Source organism: Aquamicrobium terrae (assembly GCF_052978165.1).
In genome coordinates, this window is record NZ_JBRKLZ010000001.1 from 2,963,700 (window position 1) to 2,981,876 (window position 18,177).

Genomic DNA, 18,177 nt, shown 5'->3' on the forward strand with positions numbered 1-18,177 from the left:
ATTGGAATATGAGCATAGTTGATCATCCGCGCCATATCGGCCCAGGACATATTGGAAACGGGCCGCTCGCCTTCCTCGATGCGTCCCATGATCGGCATGGGCATTTTCGGAGCCATGCTCATGAGGCTTCCGGGCAGGAAGAAGGCATCGATATTCTGCGCCTGTTTCGCCATGTCGTGCATTATCGCTGGCTGTTGGTCGCCATGGCCGCGATCGGTCTGGTCGGCGCTCTGGTCGCCACCATGATGATGACGCCGCGATACAGGGCAACGGCGCGGCTGGAGGTGCTGGTGCCGCCGGCGAAAATCTTCCGGGACATGGAAGTCACCTCCGAAAGAAGCGACATCCGCTCCTATCTGACGGCGCGGGAGAAGCTGAGGAGCCGCGCGCTGGCCGAGCGTGTCGTGCTCGATCTCGGTCTGGGGGAGAGGGCGGATTTCCTCACCCCACGCGGCGGGCTTCTTCCTGCGAACATTCTCAATTGGGCGTTCGGCGCCTCCAATCGGGAAGACATCCCGGGATACTCTGGCGAAGAACGCGCCCGGCTGGCGGTCGAGAAGGTTCTGGCCAATCTCTCGGTCGAGCCGATCGCCAACACGAACCTGCTGTCCATCACCTATTCCGACCCGCAGCCGGAATATGCCTATCAGGTCGCCAACCAGGTCGCCCGCAGCTTCATCGATCAGCGTGTCGACCAGGCCGGCGACACCTCCTCGCAGGCTCGAAAATTCATCCAGGAACAGGTGCTGCAAGCAAAGGGCCGCCTGCAGAAGTCGGAGGAGGCGCTGGTCGACTATGCGCGGGGCGCCGGTATCACCATAACGGGCGGCGACGATTCCCTGATCGCCGCCAACCTGACCGAGATCAACCGGGCGCTGGCGCTCGCGATCCAGGAAAGCCTCGACTACGGGCGTCTTGTCCGGCAGATCGACAGTGGTCATGGCGCAAGCCTCGAACAGGTGCTGGGCAGCGAAGGGCTGGAGAAACTGCGCGGCAGGCTGGCGGAGCTGAAGGCGGAATATCGGCAGAAGCTGACCCTGTTCAAGCCGGGGTTCCCGGAGATGCAGCAGCTTGGCGCGCAGATTCGTGAAATCGAGAGCCAGTTGAAACAGGGCATCGGGGCCATCACCGAGGCGATCCGCATCAAGCATGGCGAGACCCTCGCCAAGGTTGATGACCTCAGGAACAAGCTTTCGGAACTGGAAGCAGAGCAGGCCGCCTATCAGGACAAGAACATCCAGTACACAATCCTGAAGCGTGAGGTGGATTCCGACCGTTCCCAGTATGAAAGCCTGATCGCCAAGCTGAACGAGGTGGCCGTCGGTTCCGAACTGCGGAGCCGGAACGCAGCCATTGTCGACATGGCCGTTTTGCCGCGAACCCCTTATGCGCCGCGCTTGCCCGTCAACCTTGCCATGGGGCTGGTGCTGTCGCTGTTGACCGGCACGGCGGCCATCTACATCCTGGAGTTGCTCGACAGCGGCTTTTCCGATCCGGAACAGGTCGAGACCGAGCTTCAACTGCCCGTTCTGGGTGTCGTGCCGGCCGTCGATGAGCGTGACTTCAGGCAGGCCATGGCCGATCCGCGCTCCAGCCTTTCGGAAGGCTACCGCTCGTTGCGCGCGTCACTGCTGTTTTCCGGCGCGCGAGGTGCGCCGGGCGTGCTGCTCGTCACCAGTTGTGAGGCATCGGAAGGCAAGTCGACAACTGCCTGCAAGCTGGCCAATGATTTCGGTGCCCTTGGCGCCAAGGTGCTGCTGGTGGATGCGGATTTGCGCAGGCCCGTCATGCACCGCCTGTTCAAGCTCGACAATGCGGTGGGCCTCGGCAACATGCTGACGAACACGGTTCGACGCGGTGATCTTCCCAGGCTGATCAGGCAGGTCAGCGCGAATGTCAGCGTCATGACTGCCGGCACGCCGCCGCCGAACCCCGCCGATCTGCTTTCCTCCCCGAGAATGCGGCTTCTCCTGCCCAGGCTTGCCAACGGCTACGACATCGTCGTCATCGATGCGCCGCCCATTGCCGGGCTCTCCGATGCGTCGATCCTCGGCCGTGTTGCGGACGCAACCCTCCTTGTGGTCTCAGCCAACCATGTGACCCGCAAGGCCGCCTGCACGGCGCTGAGGCGTATCCGGACGGCCGGCGCCAATGTACTGGGAGTGGCCTTCACGAAAGTCTCGGCCCGCAAGCCGGTCTACCGCCACGTCTACAAATATCTGAGCCGCGATGCCTATGGCTATGGTGGAAGAATGGCCGGCGACGAGGCCGCGGCCTTGTCGCCGGCCCGCTCCGGGCAACACCTCGGCCATCCTGCCTGGCGCGTCAGGCAGGAAGTCTGAGGACAGGCCGGGGCTGGCGCTGAGCGTCAGGACCGCACGGGATGATCGATCATGATTGCGGGAATGAGGTGGCTGGGGCGCCAGGATTCGAACCTGGGAATGTCGGTACCAAAAACCGATGCCTTACCGCTTGGCGACGCCCCAACGGAACTGTCCGGAACCGGACAGAGCGGCCTTATAGGCAGAGACGACAAAAAGCACAATCCGTCACGATGCGATTAAAGCGTCCCTGCCGGGCAGAGAAAACTGGTTTTTCGGTAGATCCGGGGCCGGCCCCGGAAGCCGCGCCCGGAGCAAGTTACTCGCCCCATACCGCCAGTTCGTTGCCGGCCGGATCTGCAAAATGGAACCGCCGGCCGCCGGGGAAGGAGAAGATCGGCTTGACGATTCGCCCGCCGGCCGCCGTCACCGCGGCCAGCGTCTCTTCCAGGTTCTCGCTGTAGAGCACCGGCAGCGGCTTTGCCGAACCTTCGGTCGCATCGGTGTGGAAACCGCCGTCCAGCCCTTCGCTGAAGGCCGAATAGGTCGGCCCGTAATCGGTGAAGGACCACGAAAAGGCGGTGCTGTAGAAGGCCTTGACGCTGTCCAGCGTGCCGCCGGTGGCCGGCATTTCGATATAGTCAAGCTTGCCTGTCTGTCGCATGGCATCCTCCTCGTTCTGGTTATGTTCTAGTTCTTTTCGCTCGCCCGGGCAACATCGGGTTGAAGGGCCACGGGTATTTTTCACCAAGGCGCCGGGCTGCTGGCATCTCGATCTGCGGGCATTCGGGGACGCCGCAGGGAAACAGGGTCGGACCTTTAATCGATATAGATTGCCGGCAGTTCAAGCGCGCGCTTGCCTTTCGCTTTTCGGCACCTTATCGCTGCCCGCATCCAGCCCCGGCCGGGGCATGTCGACCACAGCAAGCCGGGGAGAAGGCATGAGCAAGTGGGTGTACACCTTCGGTGACGGAGCGGCCGAAGGGCGCGCCGGGGACAGGAACCTTCTCGGCGGCAAGGGCGCGAACCTTGCCGAAATGTGCAGCCTCGGGCTGCCGGTGCCACCCGGTTTCACCATCACCACCGAAATGTGCAACTGGTACTATGCCAACGGCCGCCGCTACCCGCAGGAGTTCGAGGCGCAGCTCGACGCCGCGCTCGACCACATCGGCAAGGTGACCGGCCGCCGGTTCGGCGATCCGTCCAAGCTGTTGCTGGTCTCGGTGCGCTCCGGTGCGCGCGCCTCCATGCCGGGCATGATGGATACGGTGCTCAATCTCGGCCTCAACGACGAGACGGTCGAGGCGCTGGCTTCCGATTCGGGCGACAGGCGCTTCGCCTATGACAGCTATCGCCGCTTCATCCAGATGTACTCCAACGTGGTGCTGGGGCTCGACCACGAGGTGTTCGAGGAAATCCTCGAGGATGCCAAGGCCCGCCTCGGCCATGAACTCGATACCGATCTGACTGCCGTCGAATGGCAGGAGGTCATCGACCTCTACAAGGCCAAGGTGCAGGAGGAGCTGGAAAAGCCGTTCCCGCAGGACCCGCGCGAGCAGCTCTGGGGCGCGATCGGCGCGGTGTTCTCGAGCTGGATGAACCAGCGCGCCATCACCTACCGGCGCCTGCACGACATTCCCGAAAGCTGGGGCACGGCCGTCAATGTGCAGGCCATGGTGTTCGGCAATATGGGCGACACATCCGCCACCGGCGTGGCCTTCACCCGCAATCCCTCGACCGGCGAAAACTCGCTCTATGGCGAGTTCCTCGTCAACGCGCAGGGCGAGGACGTGGTGGCCGGCATCCGCACGCCGCAGAACATCACCGAGGCGGCGCGCATCGCCGCCGGCTCCGACCGGCCGTCGCTGGAAAAGCTGATGCCGGAGGCGTTCCGCAGCTTCGTCGAGATTTCGCAGCGGCTGGAAAACCACTACCGGGACATGCAGGACCTCGAATTCACCATCGAGCGCGGCAAGCTGTGGATGCTGCAGACGCGCTCCGGCAAGCGCACCGCCAAGGCGGCGCTGAAGATCGCCGTCGACATGGCCAATGAAGGGCTGATCACGAAGGAGGAAGCGGTCTGCCGCATCGATCCGGCCTCGCTCGACCAGCTTCTGCATCCGACCATCGACCCCAAGGCCGCGCGCGATGTCATCGGTGTCGGCCTGCCGGCTTCGCCGGGTGCGGCGACGGGTGAAATCGTGTTCTCCTCCGACGAGGCGGAGGAGATGAAATCGGTCGGCCGCAAGGTGATTCTCGTTCGTGTCGAGACCAGCCCGGAAGACATCCACGGCATGCACGCCGCGCAAGGCATCCTCACCACGCGCGGCGGCATGACCAGCCATGCGGCGGTGGTGGCGCGCGGCATGGGCAAGCCCTGCGTCTCCGGTGTCGGTTCGCTGCGTGTCGATCACAAGAACGGCACGCTGATGGCGCTCGGCCAGACCTTCCGCAAGGGCGACATCATCACCATCGACGGCGGTTCGGGCCAGGTGCTGAAGGGCGCGGTGCCGATGCTCCAGCCGGAACTGTCCGGCGATTTCGCCGCCATCATGGAATGGGCGGATGCGGCGCGCCGCATGAAGGTACGCACCAACGCCGAAACCCCGGCGGATGCGCGCATGGCCCGTTCCTTCGGTGCCGAGGGTATCGGCCTTTGCCGCACCGAGCACATGTTCTTCGACGGCGACCGCATCGTTTCCATGCGCGAGATGATCCTTGCCGACACAGAGAAGGACCGGCGCGCGGCGCTGGCCAAGCTGCTGCCCATGCAGAGGTCGGATTTCCTCGCCCTGTTCGAGATCATGGCCGGCCTGCCGGTGACGATCCGCCTGCTCGACCCGCCGCTGCACGAGTTCCTTCCCAAGACCGAGGAGGAACTGGTCGAGGTGGCCGAGGGCATGGGTGTTTCGTCCGACAAGCTGCGCCAGCGCACCGAGGCCCTGCACGAATTCAATCCGATGCTGGGCCATCGCGGATGCCGCCTGGCCGTCTCCTATCCCGAGATCGCCGAGATGCAGGCCCGCGCCATCTTCGAGGCTGCGGTGGAAGCCGGGCGCAGGGCCGGCAAGCTGGTGGTGCCGGAAATCATGGTGCCGCTGGTCGGTCTCAAGAAGGAGCTCGACTACGTCAAGGCCCGCATCGATGCCGTCGCCAGGAGCGTGATGGACGAAACCGATGTCGCCATCGAATATCTGACCGGCACCATGATCGAGCTGCCGCGCGCGGCCATCCGTGCCCATGTCATCGCCGAGACCGCCGAATTCTTCTCCTTCGGCACCAACGACCTGACGCAGACGACCTTCGGCATCTCGCGCGACGATGCGGCGAGCTTCCTCGAAATATACCGCCAGAAGGGCATCATCGATCAGGATCCGTTCGTGTCGATCGATATCGATGGCGTCGGTGAACTGGTTCGCCTCGGGGCCGAGAAGGGCAGGGCCGCGCGCCCGGGCATCAAGCTCGGCATCTGCGGCGAGCATGGCGGCGATCCGGCCTCGATCCGCTTCTGCGAGGAGGTCGGGCTCGACTATGTGTCGTGCTCACCGTTCCGCGTGCCGATCGCGCGGCTGGCGGCGGCGCAGTCGGCCATTCGAAAGGCTGGGTGAAGGAAGCGGCTAGGCGGCCGCGTTCAGCGCATCCATGAGGGCGGCATAGGAAGCGGCGATCCCGGCGAGCGGATTGCCGCTTTTCGAGGCTGTCTCGACCTTCAGCGGCCCCCCGGATACAGGCTGGGAAAGCAGCAGGAACTGCCGGCTGCCACCGTCGCCGATACAGCCGGCGGCGACATGCTCCTCCGCCTCGTCGCTCCCGGTGCGCACTTTGAAGAGCAGCCGGCCGCCGACCGCTTCAAGGGCCTCGCTCGCAATCTGCGCGAATTCCTCGTCCGAAACCGAATTTGCCTCGGGCGCGATCTCGGCCAGGCTTTCCGCCAATGTCTCTTCCAGCACCTTTTCGTCGAGCTGTGCTTCCATGCCGATGGCCCTGTGTTTGCCGGTCAATCCCCTTTTTAAGAAAGCATTTACCGTCAGCGTGGCTGCATTGTGGCGTGCCGGGGCGGGGTGGCCGCCGGCGAGGAGCGCGGCGCATCAACTTTGATGAAGAGCGCCTGAAAATCCTTGAGCGGATAGCGCAGTCTCCCGAAAAGCGGATTCCCCTTTTCGGTCCGATGCTCTAAGTCTGTCACCCGGAAAGACTTCGATGGCGGGCGATGACGGCATTTCCTGAACGGCGGACCACCATGGCGGCAGGCTGGTCGCGTCGCATGGCGGCTTTTTCGGCCGTGCTTTTGCTGACGGTCTGGACGGGGCATCATTTCGGCCTCGTCGAAACGCCGGCTTTCCTGTGGGTGCTGGCGCTGGTTGCGCTGCTGGCGGCTTTGGCCCTGCTGTTCGCGGGCTGGGCCTTTGCGAGGCTGTGGAATTTCGGCGACCGGGGTGGACGCGACCTCACGGTCGGGGCGCTGGTCGCGCTGGTCGTGCTGGCGCCCTTCGCGGTCGCCTCCTACTGGGCGTTGACCTTCCCGCCGCTGCGCGACATTTCTACCGATCTCGAAGCGCCGCCGCCGCTATCCGGCGCGGAAGGCAGCGGCCCGGTTACCACGCCGGGCGAGCGCCGCCTGCAGGCGCAGGCCTATCCGCTCGTCAACGGCCGCCGCTACGACCTGCCATTCGCGGAGGCGCTTGCCATGGTGCAGAACGTACTGCGGCGTCAAGGGTGGACGGACACGAAGACGCGGCCGTCCTCCGATATCAATGTGCGGGAAGTGGTCATCACCGCCACCGCGTGGAGCTTCGTGCTGGAACTGCCGGCCGATGTCGCCATCCGCGTGAGCGGCGACGAGGAGACGAGCTTCATCGACATGCGCTCGGCCTCCCGTTACGGGCGCCACGATCTCGGCGACAATGCCGACCGCATCGTCAGGTTCCTCAAGGAACTGGACCAGGAGGTCACCGGCCAGACCGGCCTCGAGCAGGGCGAATAGGCCGCCGTTCCGTCAGCGCGCGGGCTCGTAGATGCCGTCGATGGCCGGCGCGCCGTTGGTGGCGACCAGGCGGCGTGCGACCAGATCCTCCAGATGCGCCAGGATCGACAGGCCGGCAGCCCCGTGCAGGCGTGGGTCGGTGTCGCGGTAGATGGCCTTGACCATGTCCTTGATGGTGCGGTCGCCTTTCCCCAGCCGTTCGAGGATGGCGCGCTCGCGCATCTTGCGATGGGCCTTGAGGCCGCGCATGAACGCCCTCGGCTGGCTGACGGGGCCGCCATGGCCCGGCAGGAGCAGCCGGTCGTCGCGTTCGAGCAGCTTTTCCAGCGACGCCATATAGTCGGCCATAGCGCCGTCGGGCGGCGCCACGATGCTGGTCGACCAGGCCATGACGTGGTCGGCGCTGAACAGAAGGTCGGTGCCTTCGAGCGCGAAAGCCATGTGGTTCGCCGCATGGCCGGGGGTATGGAGCGCCCGGATCGACCAGCCGTCGCCATCGACGAGCGCATTGTCGGGCAGGGCGATGTCGGGCATGAAATCGGTGTCGTTGCTCTCGTCCAGCGCGTTGACCTCGCCGATGGCGAGTTCCCGAGCCGCCCGGTGCGGCCCTTCCGCCAGCACGAGGGCGCCGGTCGCGGCCTTGAGACGCGCGGCGAGCGGCGAATGATCCCGATGCGTGTGGCTGACGAAGATGTGGCTGACCGGCCGCCCGGCGATGGCGTCGAGCAGGGTCTTCAGGTGGCGCTCGTCGTCCGGGCCGGGATCGATCACCGCCAGCGTGTCGTGGCCGACGATGTAGCTGTTGGTTCCGTGGAAGGTGAAGGGCGAGGCGTTGGGCGCTGTGACGCGCAGGACGCCGGGCGCGGCGCTGACCGCCGAGCCGTGGGCGGGCTCGAAGCCCGTATCGAATTCAAGTGCCATATGCGATGCAATTCATCTGCGATGTAGGTGTGCCGTCCGCCATGTCGTGCCGCGAAACCATTTGCCGCATAGCATGTAAGTCAATATAGGGGAAACGTGCAGGGGTCATCGCACCTGCCCGATCGCGCCCCGACCAAATGGAATGAGGAAGAACATGGCAATTGCAACGACGATGCGTCCGCTTGTTTCACTGGCCCTGCCCGAGAAGGGCGCCGCGCGCCTGGCGACACAGCTCTTCCTCGCCATCGCCGGCACGCTGCTGCTGACCCTTTCGGCCAAAACCAAGGTCTTCCTCGGCCCGGTCGACATTTCGCTGCAGACGCTGGCGGTCCTGCTGATCGCGTCGGCCTTCGGCATGCGCCTCGCCGTCGCCACCCTGCTTCTCTACATGGCCCAGGGTGCCATGGGCCTGCCGGTGTTCCAGAGCACGCCGGAAAAGGGCATCGGCATCGCCTACATGCTGGGCACCACCGGCGGCTATCTCGCAGGTTTCGTCGCCATGGCCGCCATCGCCGGCTGGGCCGCCGACCGTGGCTTCGACCGTAACCCCTTCAAGCTGTTCGGCGCTTTCATGGTCGCCGAAGTGGTGATGATGGCGATGGGCTTTGCCTGGCTCGCCGTGCTGATCGGCGCCGACAAGGCCTGGCAGTTCGGCGTCGTGCCGTTCGTCGTCGGCGACCTCATCAAGGTTGCGCTGGCCGCGAGCCTCGTTCCTGCCGTCTGGTCGATCGTCGCCCGCTTCCGCTAGGCGCCGACAAAGCAAACCATACAAAAACGCCCGGCGTCGGTTGCGACGCCGGGCGTTTTCTTTTGTTGGCGGCCGACTTAGGCGTTCTTCGCTTCCGTGTCATCCGCCGGGATCGATGCGGCGATCAGGATGGAGAAGAACACGAAGAACGAATCCATGATGTCGTGCTTGAACATGATCTGGGTCATGCCGCACAGCGCATATGCGCCGGAGACGATCAGCGCCGCGAACAGGCGCAGCCGATAGTTGGCATCGCGCGGCGCCCGCCATGCCAGCACGACCGGCATGCACAGGGCCGCGATCATCGCGCTGAGCACGAGCACGCCGCCGTCCAGCATGAAGGTCAGGATGCTGTTGTGGGCATGGGTATAGCCCCGGATCACGTTGCCATCCAGCATCAGGGTCGGCACCAGCGCATCCATCCGGTTCTGGATGCCGTAGCCCCAGAGCGGGGACTGGCGGATCGCTTCCAGCGCGGCATGCCACAGCCGCACGCGCTCGCCGATGGGGCCGTCCGTGTGGCCGTTGTGCAGCAGGATGCCAAGTTCGCCGATCGTCTCCTGGAAGCGTGCATACAGCGCCTCCCGGGTAAAGTAGATGATCACGAACGCCGCCACGAACGCCAGCACCGTGGCCGGGCGCAGGACCATGGCGCGCAGCCTTATCGGCGCGAATATGGCCAGCAGCAGCAGGATGGGGATGGCGGCGAGCGCCACGCCGCGGGTGAGGGACATCAGAAGCGCGGCCATGCCCGCGCCGATGGCGATCATGCCGAGAAGCGTGCCCTCGCGCGACGCCGAGCCGATCTTGAGCCCGCCCAACCCCATCAGGCACAGTGACATCATGGCAAAGACCGCCTCGTTGCCGGCGCCGCCGGCCGGGCGCACGCCGAAGATGGCCAGTTGCACGAAGGCGATGAGACAGGCTGCGATCGCGCCGACCGCCGCGCCGGTAATGTAAGGCGTCAGATAGTCGAGGCCTTCGCTGGCCCGCAGCCGGGGAATGATGGCCCAGGGTGAGAGAAAGGCCAGCAGCCACACGCATGAGCGCGGCGCCTGGGCGGGGTTTTCGCCGACCAGCCCCGTGAGCATGATCAGGCCGGCGAAGAAGGTGAAGGTCCACGCCAGCAGGCGGTCCGAGCTGCTCATGCGGAACTTGAAACGGCCGAGCGCCAACGAGATCAGCGCCCATACCAGGAATGTATAGAGAAGCACTGAAATGGCGCTGCCGGCGGCGGCGGGCAGGGCGCCCATCAAAAAGGCGGAAATAACGTTGTTGCGCGCTATGCCGTCAGTGGGAAGCGAGGCGGCGAGCGTACCCGATCCGCCGCGGCTGAAGCTGAGCTTACTGAAAATGTGCAACGGTCCCCATTTCTCGTGGCAGCGCGTGCGGCGGCCCGATACCTCTCCTGATCCTCCACATTCTCCTGCGCGGATTCCAGCGTGATGTCCATGACGTTTGCCGGTTCGGCACGGAGGTGGCGCTTTTCTAGGCACCGAAAATGATGCCCATTTGATGGCATGCCGCCGGATGCGGCTGTTTCGAATGTTTGTTCCCCACATTGCTCCGGGCATGGAAAAATCATTGCCTTCAGCCTGTCGAATGAGTTGGCCTTGCGTTGGTCGCCCCCGCGCGCAGGGTTAGAAAGCGGGCGCGGACGCAGATTTCCGACACAGGCAAAGTCAGTCCCCGACGGCAGGCCCCAGATGGCAGACTTCCGGGTGCAGATTCTGGCGGCATCTGAAGGTCGTTCTTGGTCGGTTGAAAGGAAAGCAGGCTGACATGGCGCCGGTGCTCACCCATCTCCAGCGGTTGGAGGCGGAATCCATCCATATCTTCCGCGAAGTCGCCGCAAGCTTTTCCAAGCCGGTGATGCTCTATTCGGTCGGCAAGGATTCGTCGGTGCTCATGCATCTGGCGTTCAAGGCCTTCTATCCGGCCAAGCCGCCCTTTCCGTTCCTGCATGTCGATACGACATGGAAGTTCCGCGAGATGATCGCTTTCCGTGACGAGATGGCGGCGCGCCTCGGTTTCGACCTCATCGTGCACATCAACGAGGATGGCGTGCGCGACGGGATCAACCCCTTCGACCACGGCTCCAACACGCACACCCATGTCATGAAGACCGTGGCGCTGCGGCAGGCACTGGACAAATACGGCTTCGACGCCGCTTTCGGCGGCGCGCGCCGGGACGAGGAGAAGTCGCGCGCCAAGGAGCGCATCTTCTCCTTCCGCAATGCCAGCCATGCCTGGGACCCGAAGAACCAGCGCCCCGAGATGTGGAACATCTACAATACCCGCATTTCGCCCGGCGAATCGATCCGCGTGTTTCCGCTGTCCAACTGGACCGAGCTCGATATCTGGCAGTACATCCTGCAGGAGAACATCCCCATCGTTCCGCTCTATTTCGCCAAGCGCCGGCCAGTCGTGCAGCGCGGCGACATGCTGATCCTCAAGGACGACGAGCGCATGAAGCTGCTGCCCGGCGAGCAGGTGCAGGAGCGGCTGGTGCGGTTCCGCACGCTGGGCTGCTACCCGCTCACCGGCGCGCTCGAATCCGGCGCCGACACGCTGGAGGCCATCGTCGGCGAGATGCTCACGGCCCGCACCTCCGAGCGGCAGGGGCGGGCGATCGACCGCGACGAATCCGGCTCCATGGAAAAGAAGAAGCGCGAGGGATATTTCTGAAATGCGGCACGTAACGCCAGACAATCTCGATGCGGTCGAGGGCGTGCGCGCCTATCTCGCCTCCCAGGAGAAGAAGTCGCTGCTGCGCTTCCTGACCTGCGGCTCCGTGGATGACGGCAAGTCGACGCTGATCGGGCGGCTGCTTGCCGATACGCGGCAGATCTTCGAGGACCAGCTTGCCGCGCTCGAGCAGGATTCGCGCCGTCACGGCACGACCGGCGACGAGGTGGATTTCGCGCTGCTGGTCGACGGGCTGGAGGCCGAGCGCGAGCAGGGCATCACCATCGACGTCGCCTATCGCTTCTTCGCCACGCCCAAGCGCAAGTTCATCGTCGCCGACACGCCCGGCCACGAGCAATATACGCGCAACATGGCCACCGGCGCCTCCACCTGCGACCTCGCCATCGTGCTGGTCGATGCGCGGCAGGGCGTGCTGCGCCAGACGCGGCGGCACACCGTCATCGCCTCGCTGCTCGGCATCCGCCACATCGTCCTGGCGGTCAACAAGATCGACCTCGTCGGCTACGATCAGGCGGTATTCGAGAGCATCGTGGCGCACTACCGCGTCTTTGCGGGCAAGCTCGGTTTCCGCACCATCGAGGCGATCCCGATTTCGGCGCGCTATGGCGACAATGTCAGCCAGCCCTCGCAGCATCTCGGCTGGTATGAAGGCCCGACGCTGGTCGAGCATCTGGAGACGGTGGTGGTGGACGACGAGGCCGTCGAGCAGCCGTTCCGCCTGCCGGTGCAATATGTGAACCGCCCCGATCTCGATTTTCGCGGCTTTGCCGGCACCATCGCCTCGGGCTCGGTTTCGCCGGGCGACGAAGTCGTGGTGGCCAAATCCGGCAAGCAGGCGCGGGTGAAGCGCATCGTGGCCCAGGGCGGCGACCTCGACAGGGCCGTGGCCGGACAGGCGGTGACGCTGGTTCTGGACGAGGAGGTCGAGGTTTCGCGCGGCAACGTGCTGGTGGCGCCATCGGCCCGCCCGCAGGTGGCGGACCAGTTCTCCGCCTCCGTCGTCTGGTTCGACGAACAGGCGCTGCGGCCGGGAGGCCTCTATCTGTTGCGCACGGCGACCGACCAGGCGAGCGCGACCGTCGATGACATCCGGCACAGGTTAAACATCAACGACTTCACCGAAGAGGGCGCGCGCACGCTCGAACTCAACGAGGTGGGCGTCGTCACCATCTCGCTGCGCGCGCCGGTCGCTTTCGATTCCTTCGCCGAGAACCGTGCGACCGGCGCCTTCATCCTCATCGACCGCATCACCAATGCGACCGTGGGCGCCGGCATGATCCGGCACGGCATCAGGCGGGCCGACAATATCCACTGGCAATCGCTCGATGTCGGCCGTGAAGCGCGGGCCGCGATCAAGCACCAGCGCCCGGCGGTGCTGTGGTTCACCGGGCTGTCGGGCTCGGGCAAGTCCACCATCGCCAATCTGCTGGAGAAGAAGCTTCACGCCGCCGGGCGCCACACCTATATCCTCGATGGCGACAATGTCCGCCACGGGCTCAACCGCGACCTCGGCTTCACCGAGGAAGACCGGGCCGAGAACATTCGCCGCGTGGCCGAAGTCGCCAAGCTGATGGCCGATGCCGGCCTCGTCGTCATCGTGTCCTTCATCTCGCCCTTCCGCAGTGAGCGCCGACTGGCGCGCGACCTGATGGAGAAAGGCGAGTTCATCGAGGTGTTCGTCGACACGCCGTTCGAGGAATGCGTGCGCCGCGACCCCAAGGGGCTGTATGCTAAGGCGTTGAAAGGCGAGATCGATAACTTTACAGGAGTGGACTCGCCGTACGAATCGCCGGAGAACCCCGAGGTACGCCTGCAGACCCTCGGCCGCACCCCGGAAGAGATGGTGGAGGCGGTGGAACGGTGGTTGACAGAGCGTGACATTGCCCAGGATCAGTACGAAAGCGGCGGCGGTATCTGACGATACGGACATTCTTGCGCTGTTCGAAACGCTCGCGCTCGAAGCCGGGCGCGAGATCATGCACATCTTCGAAGCGGGCTGCGCGGTCGAGAGCAAGGCCGACAGCTCGCCGGTGACCGACGCCGACAGGGCAAGCGAGCGCATCATCCTCGAAGGGTTGCGCGCCAGCTTTCCCGGCATTCCCTGCGTGGCGGAGGAGGAAACCGCGGCCGGCGTCCGGCCGGGCGAGATCGGCAGTGCGTTCTTTCTGGTCGATCCGCTCGACGGCACCAAGGAATTCGTCAACCGCCGCGCCGACTTCACCGTCAATATCGCGCTGATCCGCGATGGCGCGCCGGAAGTCGGTGTCGTCTTCGCGCCGTGCAGCGGACGATTCTTTTCCGGCCGGCCCGGCCTGGCGGAAACGCTCTGGGTCGGCGAGGACTATTCCGTCGTGGCGCGCCAGCGCATCGGCGTGCGCGAGCAGGCGATGCCGCCCACCGTGGTCGCCAGCCGCTCCCACAACACACCGGAGACGGAGGATTATATCGCCGCCCTCGGCATGGCCGAGATCGTCTCGGTCGGCTCGTCGCTGAAATTCTGCCTGCTGGCGGCGGGCGAGGCGGACCTTTATCCGCGCTTCAGCCGCACCATGGAATGGGACACGGCCGCCGGCGACGCCGTGCTGCGCGCGGCCGGCGGCATGACCCGCACGGTCAACGGCGCACCGCTTGCCTATGGCAAGCGCAACCTGCCGGACGACGTGGATTTTTCCAATCCGTTCTTCATCGCGCGGGGCCGGTGAAGGAGGGAGAAACCTCCGAATCTAACCCGCCGCTGTCATCCCGGATAGCCTCCGCTTCGCTTCGGCTTCCGGGATGACGATGTGATGAGGTAGAAAACCCCAGCACTATTCCGCCGCGGCTGCCGAGTTCGAGCCGATATAATTGCGGATCGTCTCGATGATGCGGTCCTGATCGTCTTCCGACAGATAGGGATGCATCGGCAGGCACAGGATGCGCTGCGGCAGGCCTTCCGAGACGGCAAGCCCGGTGGGCGTGCGCGGGAAGTCGCGATAGGCGACCTGCGCGTGCAGCGGCTTGACGTAATAGATGACGGACGGAATGCCCTTTTCCTGCAAATGCGCCTTGAGGCCGTCGCGCTTCGGCGTCTCGATGGCGTATTGCGCCCAGGCCGAGCGGCCCTGGCCGGGATTGTTCGCGGCTTTCACGACGTCGCCGAGCCCGTCGGCATAGCGGGCGGCCACCTTGCGGCGGGCTTCCATCTCGTCTTCGAGGATGGCGAGCTTCTCGATCAGGATTGCTGCCTGAAGCGTGTCGAGGCGCGAATTGATGCCGACATGGATGTTGTCGTACTGCGTTTCGCCCTTGCCGTGGAAGGCGAAGGACCGCAACCTTTCGGCGAGATCGCCGTCATCGGTGAACATGGCGCCGCCGTCGCCATAGCAGCCGAGCGGCTTGGCCGGATAGAAGCTGGTGCCGGCGACATGGCCGAACGCGCCGCACATCCTGTCGCCGGAAGAGCCGCCGATGGACTGGGCGGCGTCCTCGATCACCAGCAGGTTCTCGCGCTTGGCGATCTGCATGATGGCATCATAGTCGGCGCAGAGTCCGAACAGGTCGACCGGGATGATCGCCTTCGGCTGCAGGCGGCCTTCCTTCTTCACCATGTCGATGGCCGCTTCGAGGCTGGCGATGTCGATGTTGTAGGTGTCGGGATCGACGTCGACGAAGACGGGCTCGGCCTTGGCAAGTGCCACCACTTCGGCTGTCGCGGCAAAGGTGAAGCTCGGCACGAACACTGCGTCGCCGCGTCCGATGCCGGAGGCGTAGAGCGGCAGGAGCAGCGCGTCGGTGCCGTTGGCGCAGGCCACGACATGCCTGGTGCCGACATAGGCGGCGAGTTTCTGTTCCAGTTCCCCGACTTGCGGCCCCAGAATGTAACGGCCATCGTCAACGACGCGGTCGATGGCGGCTTTGAGCCGGTCGCGGATGCGTTCGCGCTGTGCGTTGAGATCGATGAACTGCATGAGTGCTCCAATGCGGATGAGCCAGTAACCGGGCGCAAGTAGCAGACTTGGCCGGACTGGGAAAGGCGCAGGCCCCTGCGGCCGATGCGGCCAGATCACATTTCGCTGCGCGAGTGCGGCCGAAATTTGATGTCCGCCGAAATCAGGCGAGCTCGCGCCGCCAGGGCGGATTGGCGCCGGCGCGCGAGACGGTGACGGCGGCGGCCCGCGCCGCCAGATCGAGCGCGGTGTGCAGTGCTTCGCCGGAAAGCGAGGCGATCGCGGCCTTGGTCAGCAAGCCCTGTTCGGCGAGGGAGGCGAGCAGGCCGCCGTTGAACGTGTCGCCGGCCCCCACCGTATCCACCACATCGACTTGCGGCGGGAGGGCCGAAACGCTGCCCCTGCGCGTATGGCCGGTGGCGCCCCTGCCGCCATGGGTGACGACGATGAGGCGCGGCCCCCGCTCCAGCCATGCACGCACGAAATCCTCCGGCGCGCCGGTATGTCCGAACCAGGCAAGGTCCTCGTCCGAGAGCTTGACGATGTCCGCCATGGCCATCATCGCCTCGATGCGGGCCAGATGCTTTTCGCGGTCGGGGATGAAGCCCGGCCTGATATTGGGATCGAGCATCGTCACGCGGGTGCCGTGCTCACGGCGCATGAGCGCCTCATAGGCGCCGCCGGCCGGCTCGGAAATCAGGCTGATGGCGCCGAACAGCATGGCCTCGATCTCGTCGCCGAGCGCCGGCAGGTCGGCCTCGGTCAGCATGCGCCCGGCCGTGTTCTCGTCATAGAAGGTGTAGCTCGCCTGGCCGTCGTCGAGTTGCACGAAGGCGAGCGTGGTGGGGCGGGGAGAGATGTGGAGATAGCGGCAATCGACCTGGCTGGCTTCGAGTTCCTTCCGCAGCAGGCTGCCGAACATGTCGCTGGAGAGGCCCGAGAAGAAGCCGGTGCGCGCGCCGAGCCGCCCCAGCGCGATGGCCGTGTTGAACACCGCGCCGCCGGCATAGGGCGCGAAGGCGGTTTCGCCAAGCGTGGAACGGCGCGGCAGCATGTCGATCAGGGCCTCGCCGCAGCAGAGTATCATTCGCGTTCGCTCCGTGGTGTTGTTTCAGCGACGGCTGCCTGCAGCTCACGTCGCCCGGGCGGGGAGGGTCGGGCCGATCAGGAAGCGCTCCGACAGGGGCAGGCTCGCCGCGCCCAGCGCCCGCGCATGGACGCCGACTGTGCCTTGCTCGATGCGGGGGATGGTGAGGCCTTCCGCGTCTATGCCGGAGATGGCTTCGCGCACGGCCTCGACCAGCCGTGCCCGCACCGTGGCAGGCATCCAGCCGTCTATGACGGCGGCTTCGAAGTCGATGACGGCTGTGGAGGAGGCGATGGCATAGGCGAGCGCGCCGGCGGCGTCGGCAATCCACTGGTCGACAACGGGGCCGAGGTCGCCCCATTCCTCCGGCGTGGTCCACAGATGCGGCGCCTCGATGCCCTGCGTGTTGAGACGCTTTTCGAGGACGGCGATGGAGGCGATATCGATGAGCTGCGTCGGCTTGTTGCCGTTGCAGGGCACCAGCATCGAACCCAGGGCGCCGGCATTGCCGGTCGGGCCGCTGTAGAGCCTTCCGTCGAGCACGATGCCGCCGCCGGCGAAGGCACCGATGTAGAAATACACGAAGTCCCGCAGCGCGCCCGTCTGGCCGAACACCAGTTCGGCTCCGCAGGCGGAGGTGGCGTCGTTTTGCAGATAGACGGGAAAGTCGCACAGAAGCTGGATTTCGGCGCGCATATCGCGGTGGCGCCACTCGTCCATCACCTCGCGCGGGGCGCCGGCCGTGTCGGCCCAGTTCCAGAGCTGGAACGGCATGGCGATGCCGAGGCCGGCAATGCGCTGCTGGTGGCTGGCGCTGAGGCTGTCGCGCAGCTTTGCCATACCTGTCGAAACGAAACCGACCGTCTCGCGCGGCACCGGATAGCGGTAGGAGAGCTGCAGGGCCGCGCGCACCGTGCCGAGAAAATCGATCAGCACCAGGTCGGCGCTGCGGCGCCCGATCTTCAGGCCGATGAAGAAGGCCCCGTCCGGATTGAGCGACATGGGAACCGAGGGCTGGCCGATCTTGCCGCGCTGCGGCGCCTGTTTCAGAAGAAGGCCGTCCCGCTCCAGCTCGCGCATGATGACCGATACGGTCTGCGCCGAAAGGCCGGTCATGCGGGCGATGTCGGATTTGGACAGGCTGCCGTGCAGGCGCACGAGCGACAGCACGAGCCGCTCGTTGTGATCGCGCATTCCGCTCTGGTTGGTGCCGCGGTGGAAACGGCTTTCCGCCGCTTCGGGCGGCCCATGCTTTGCTATGCCGGTTTCCACCGCAAGGTCTCCCGCCAATCCTCCCGTCCTTTGGCAAGAATGTTGGATCGGTGCAATGCTGTCAATAATAAATAAGAGTGATTTAATTATTGACACGCGGGTGGCGGCCATGCTTGTTTTTGCCGGAGGGCGCGGCTGGGAAGGTAGCGCGAGCGCTCGCATCATGGCGCCGGCATAGGCTCGGCGCCGCAATCGTTCTGGGAGGATGG

14 protein-coding genes and 1 tRNA gene are annotated in these 18,177 nt (G+C 65.1%); 7 read left to right on the forward strand and 8 right to left on the reverse strand.

Annotated features, from left to right (window positions below):
* The first annotated feature begins 8 nt into the window (after positions 1 to 8).
* Positions 9 to 2,342 carry a GumC family protein gene (locus ACVCNR_RS14485; protein ID WP_447075257.1) on the forward strand — a complete coding sequence of 778 codons (2,334 nt, stop codon included), beginning with the start codon at positions 9 to 11 and terminating at the stop codon, positions 2,340 to 2,342.
* A 69-nt stretch (positions 2,343 to 2,411) separates the two neighbouring features.
* On the opposite strand, the gene ACVCNR_RS14490 is transcribed toward ACVCNR_RS14485, so the two are convergent.
* Together ACVCNR_RS14490 and ACVCNR_RS14495 are read right to left on the reverse strand one after the other, a co-directional pair.
* A tRNA-Gln gene (locus tag ACVCNR_RS14490) sits at positions 2,412 to 2,486 on the reverse strand.
* A 154-nt stretch (positions 2,487 to 2,640) separates the two neighbouring features.
* On the reverse strand, positions 2,641 to 2,985 hold the full coding sequence (locus ACVCNR_RS14495) for a VOC family protein (protein ID WP_447075258.1): 345 nt from the start codon (positions 2,983 to 2,985) through the stop codon (positions 2,641 to 2,643).
* A gap of 277 nt (positions 2,986 to 3,262) precedes the next feature.
* On the opposite strand from ACVCNR_RS14495, the gene ppdK reads away from it, so the two are divergent.
* Positions 3,263 to 5,929 carry a pyruvate, phosphate dikinase gene (ppdK, locus tag ACVCNR_RS14500; RefSeq protein WP_447075259.1) on the forward strand — a complete coding sequence of 889 codons (2,667 nt, stop codon included), beginning with the start codon at positions 3,263 to 3,265 and terminating at the stop codon, positions 5,927 to 5,929.
* Between the two features lie 9 nt (positions 5,930 to 5,938).
* Here ppdK and ACVCNR_RS14505 read toward each other — a convergent pair whose 3' ends face one another.
* Complete coding sequence (locus ACVCNR_RS14505; RefSeq protein ID WP_447075260.1) at positions 5,939 to 6,295, reverse strand: hypothetical protein; 357 nt, start codon at positions 6,293 to 6,295, stop codon at positions 5,939 to 5,941.
* Between the two features lie 236 nt (positions 6,296 to 6,531).
* On the opposite strand from ACVCNR_RS14505, the gene ACVCNR_RS14510 reads away from it, so the two are divergent.
* Positions 6,532 to 7,305 carry a DUF1499 domain-containing protein gene (locus tag ACVCNR_RS14510; RefSeq protein WP_447075261.1) on the forward strand — a complete coding sequence of 258 codons (774 nt, stop codon included), beginning with the start codon at positions 6,532 to 6,534 and terminating at the stop codon, positions 7,303 to 7,305.
* A 12-nt stretch (positions 7,306 to 7,317) separates the two neighbouring features.
* On the opposite strand, the gene ACVCNR_RS14515 is transcribed toward ACVCNR_RS14510, so the two are convergent.
* Positions 7,318 to 8,226: an MBL fold metallo-hydrolase gene (locus ACVCNR_RS14515; protein WP_354196759.1), complete on the reverse strand. Its 909-nt coding sequence runs from the start codon at positions 8,224 to 8,226 to the stop codon at positions 7,318 to 7,320.
* Between the two features lie 154 nt (positions 8,227 to 8,380).
* On the opposite strand from ACVCNR_RS14515, the gene ACVCNR_RS14520 reads away from it, so the two are divergent.
* On the forward strand, positions 8,381 to 8,974 hold the full coding sequence (locus ACVCNR_RS14520) for a biotin transporter BioY (protein ID WP_354196761.1): 594 nt from the start codon (positions 8,381 to 8,383) through the stop codon (positions 8,972 to 8,974).
* A gap of 77 nt (positions 8,975 to 9,051) precedes the next feature.
* Here ACVCNR_RS14520 and ACVCNR_RS14525 read toward each other — a convergent pair whose 3' ends face one another.
* On the reverse strand, positions 9,052 to 10,335 hold the full coding sequence (locus ACVCNR_RS14525) for an O-antigen ligase family protein (protein ID WP_354196763.1): 1,284 nt from the start codon (positions 10,333 to 10,335) through the stop codon (positions 9,052 to 9,054).
* A gap of 421 nt (positions 10,336 to 10,756) precedes the next feature.
* On the opposite strand from ACVCNR_RS14525, the gene cysD reads away from it, so the two are divergent.
* Genes cysD through cysQ form a run of 3 tightly spaced genes read left to right on the forward strand, consistent with a single transcriptional unit; the run spans position 10,757 to position 14,385 of the window.
* Positions 10,757 to 11,662 carry a sulfate adenylyltransferase subunit CysD gene (gene cysD, locus ACVCNR_RS14530; protein WP_447075262.1) on the forward strand — a complete coding sequence of 302 codons (906 nt, stop codon included), beginning with the start codon at positions 10,757 to 10,759 and terminating at the stop codon, positions 11,660 to 11,662.
* 1 nt (position 11,663) lies between these two features.
* Positions 11,664 to 13,601, forward strand: coding sequence for a sulfate adenylyltransferase subunit CysN (cysN, locus tag ACVCNR_RS14535; RefSeq protein ID WP_447075263.1), 1,938 nt, complete (start codon positions 11,664 to 11,666; stop codon positions 13,599 to 13,601).
* Positions 13,602 to 13,611: 10 nt separating this feature from the next.
* The gene (gene cysQ / locus ACVCNR_RS14540) at positions 13,612 to 14,385 is read left to right on the forward strand and encodes a 3'(2'),5'-bisphosphate nucleotidase CysQ (RefSeq protein WP_435521575.1); all 774 of its coding nucleotides are present in this window, start codon (positions 13,612 to 13,614) and stop codon (positions 14,383 to 14,385) included.
* A gap of 105 nt (positions 14,386 to 14,490) precedes the next feature.
* Here cysQ and ACVCNR_RS14545 read toward each other — a convergent pair whose 3' ends face one another.
* The 3 genes from ACVCNR_RS14545 to ACVCNR_RS14555 form a co-directional block, all read right to left on the reverse strand.
* Positions 14,491 to 15,630 carry a DegT/DnrJ/EryC1/StrS family aminotransferase gene (locus ACVCNR_RS14545; RefSeq protein WP_447075264.1) on the reverse strand — a complete coding sequence of 380 codons (1,140 nt, stop codon included), beginning with the start codon at positions 15,628 to 15,630 and terminating at the stop codon, positions 14,491 to 14,493.
* A gap of 142 nt (positions 15,631 to 15,772) precedes the next feature.
* Positions 15,773 to 16,696, reverse strand: a complete 924-nt coding sequence (locus tag ACVCNR_RS14550; RefSeq protein WP_447075265.1) for a carbohydrate kinase family protein — start codon at positions 16,694 to 16,696, stop codon at positions 15,773 to 15,775.
* Between the two features lie 45 nt (positions 16,697 to 16,741).
* Positions 16,742 to 17,968 carry an ROK family transcriptional regulator gene (locus tag ACVCNR_RS14555; RefSeq protein WP_354193062.1) on the reverse strand — a complete coding sequence of 409 codons (1,227 nt, stop codon included), beginning with the start codon at positions 17,966 to 17,968 and terminating at the stop codon, positions 16,742 to 16,744.
* Positions 17,969 to 18,177 lie beyond the last annotated feature (209 nt).

Bases quoted from the DNA above. Each gene is read 5' to 3' on its own strand.
- ACVCNR_RS14485 (WP_447075257.1), top strand. From the start codon at position 9: ATGAGCATAGTTGATCATCCGCGCCATATCGGCCCAGGACATATTGGA.
- ACVCNR_RS14495 (WP_447075258.1), bottom strand. From the start codon at position 2,985: ATGCGACAGACAGGCAAGCTTGACTATATCGAAATGCCGGCCACCGGC.
- ppdK (WP_447075259.1), top strand. From the start codon at position 3,263: ATGAGCAAGTGGGTGTACACCTTCGGTGACGGAGCGGCCGAAGGGCGC.
- ACVCNR_RS14505 (WP_447075260.1), bottom strand. From the start codon at position 6,295: ATGGAAGCACAGCTCGACGAAAAGGTGCTGGAAGAGACATTGGCGGAA.
- ACVCNR_RS14510 (WP_447075261.1), top strand. From the start codon at position 6,532: ATGACGGCATTTCCTGAACGGCGGACCACCATGGCGGCAGGCTGGTCG.
- ACVCNR_RS14515 (WP_354196759.1), bottom strand. From the start codon at position 8,226: ATGGCACTTGAATTCGATACGGGCTTCGAGCCCGCCCACGGCTCGGCG.
- ACVCNR_RS14520 (WP_354196761.1), top strand. From the start codon at position 8,381: ATGGCAATTGCAACGACGATGCGTCCGCTTGTTTCACTGGCCCTGCCC.
- cysD (WP_447075262.1), top strand. From the start codon at position 10,757: ATGGCGCCGGTGCTCACCCATCTCCAGCGGTTGGAGGCGGAATCCATC.
- cysN (WP_447075263.1), top strand. From the start codon at position 11,664: ATGCGGCACGTAACGCCAGACAATCTCGATGCGGTCGAGGGCGTGCGC.
- ACVCNR_RS14545 (WP_447075264.1), bottom strand. From the start codon at position 15,630: ATGCAGTTCATCGATCTCAACGCACAGCGCGAACGCATCCGCGACCGG.
- ACVCNR_RS14550 (WP_447075265.1), bottom strand. From the start codon at position 16,696: ATGATACTCTGCTGCGGCGAGGCCCTGATCGACATGCTGCCGCGCCGT.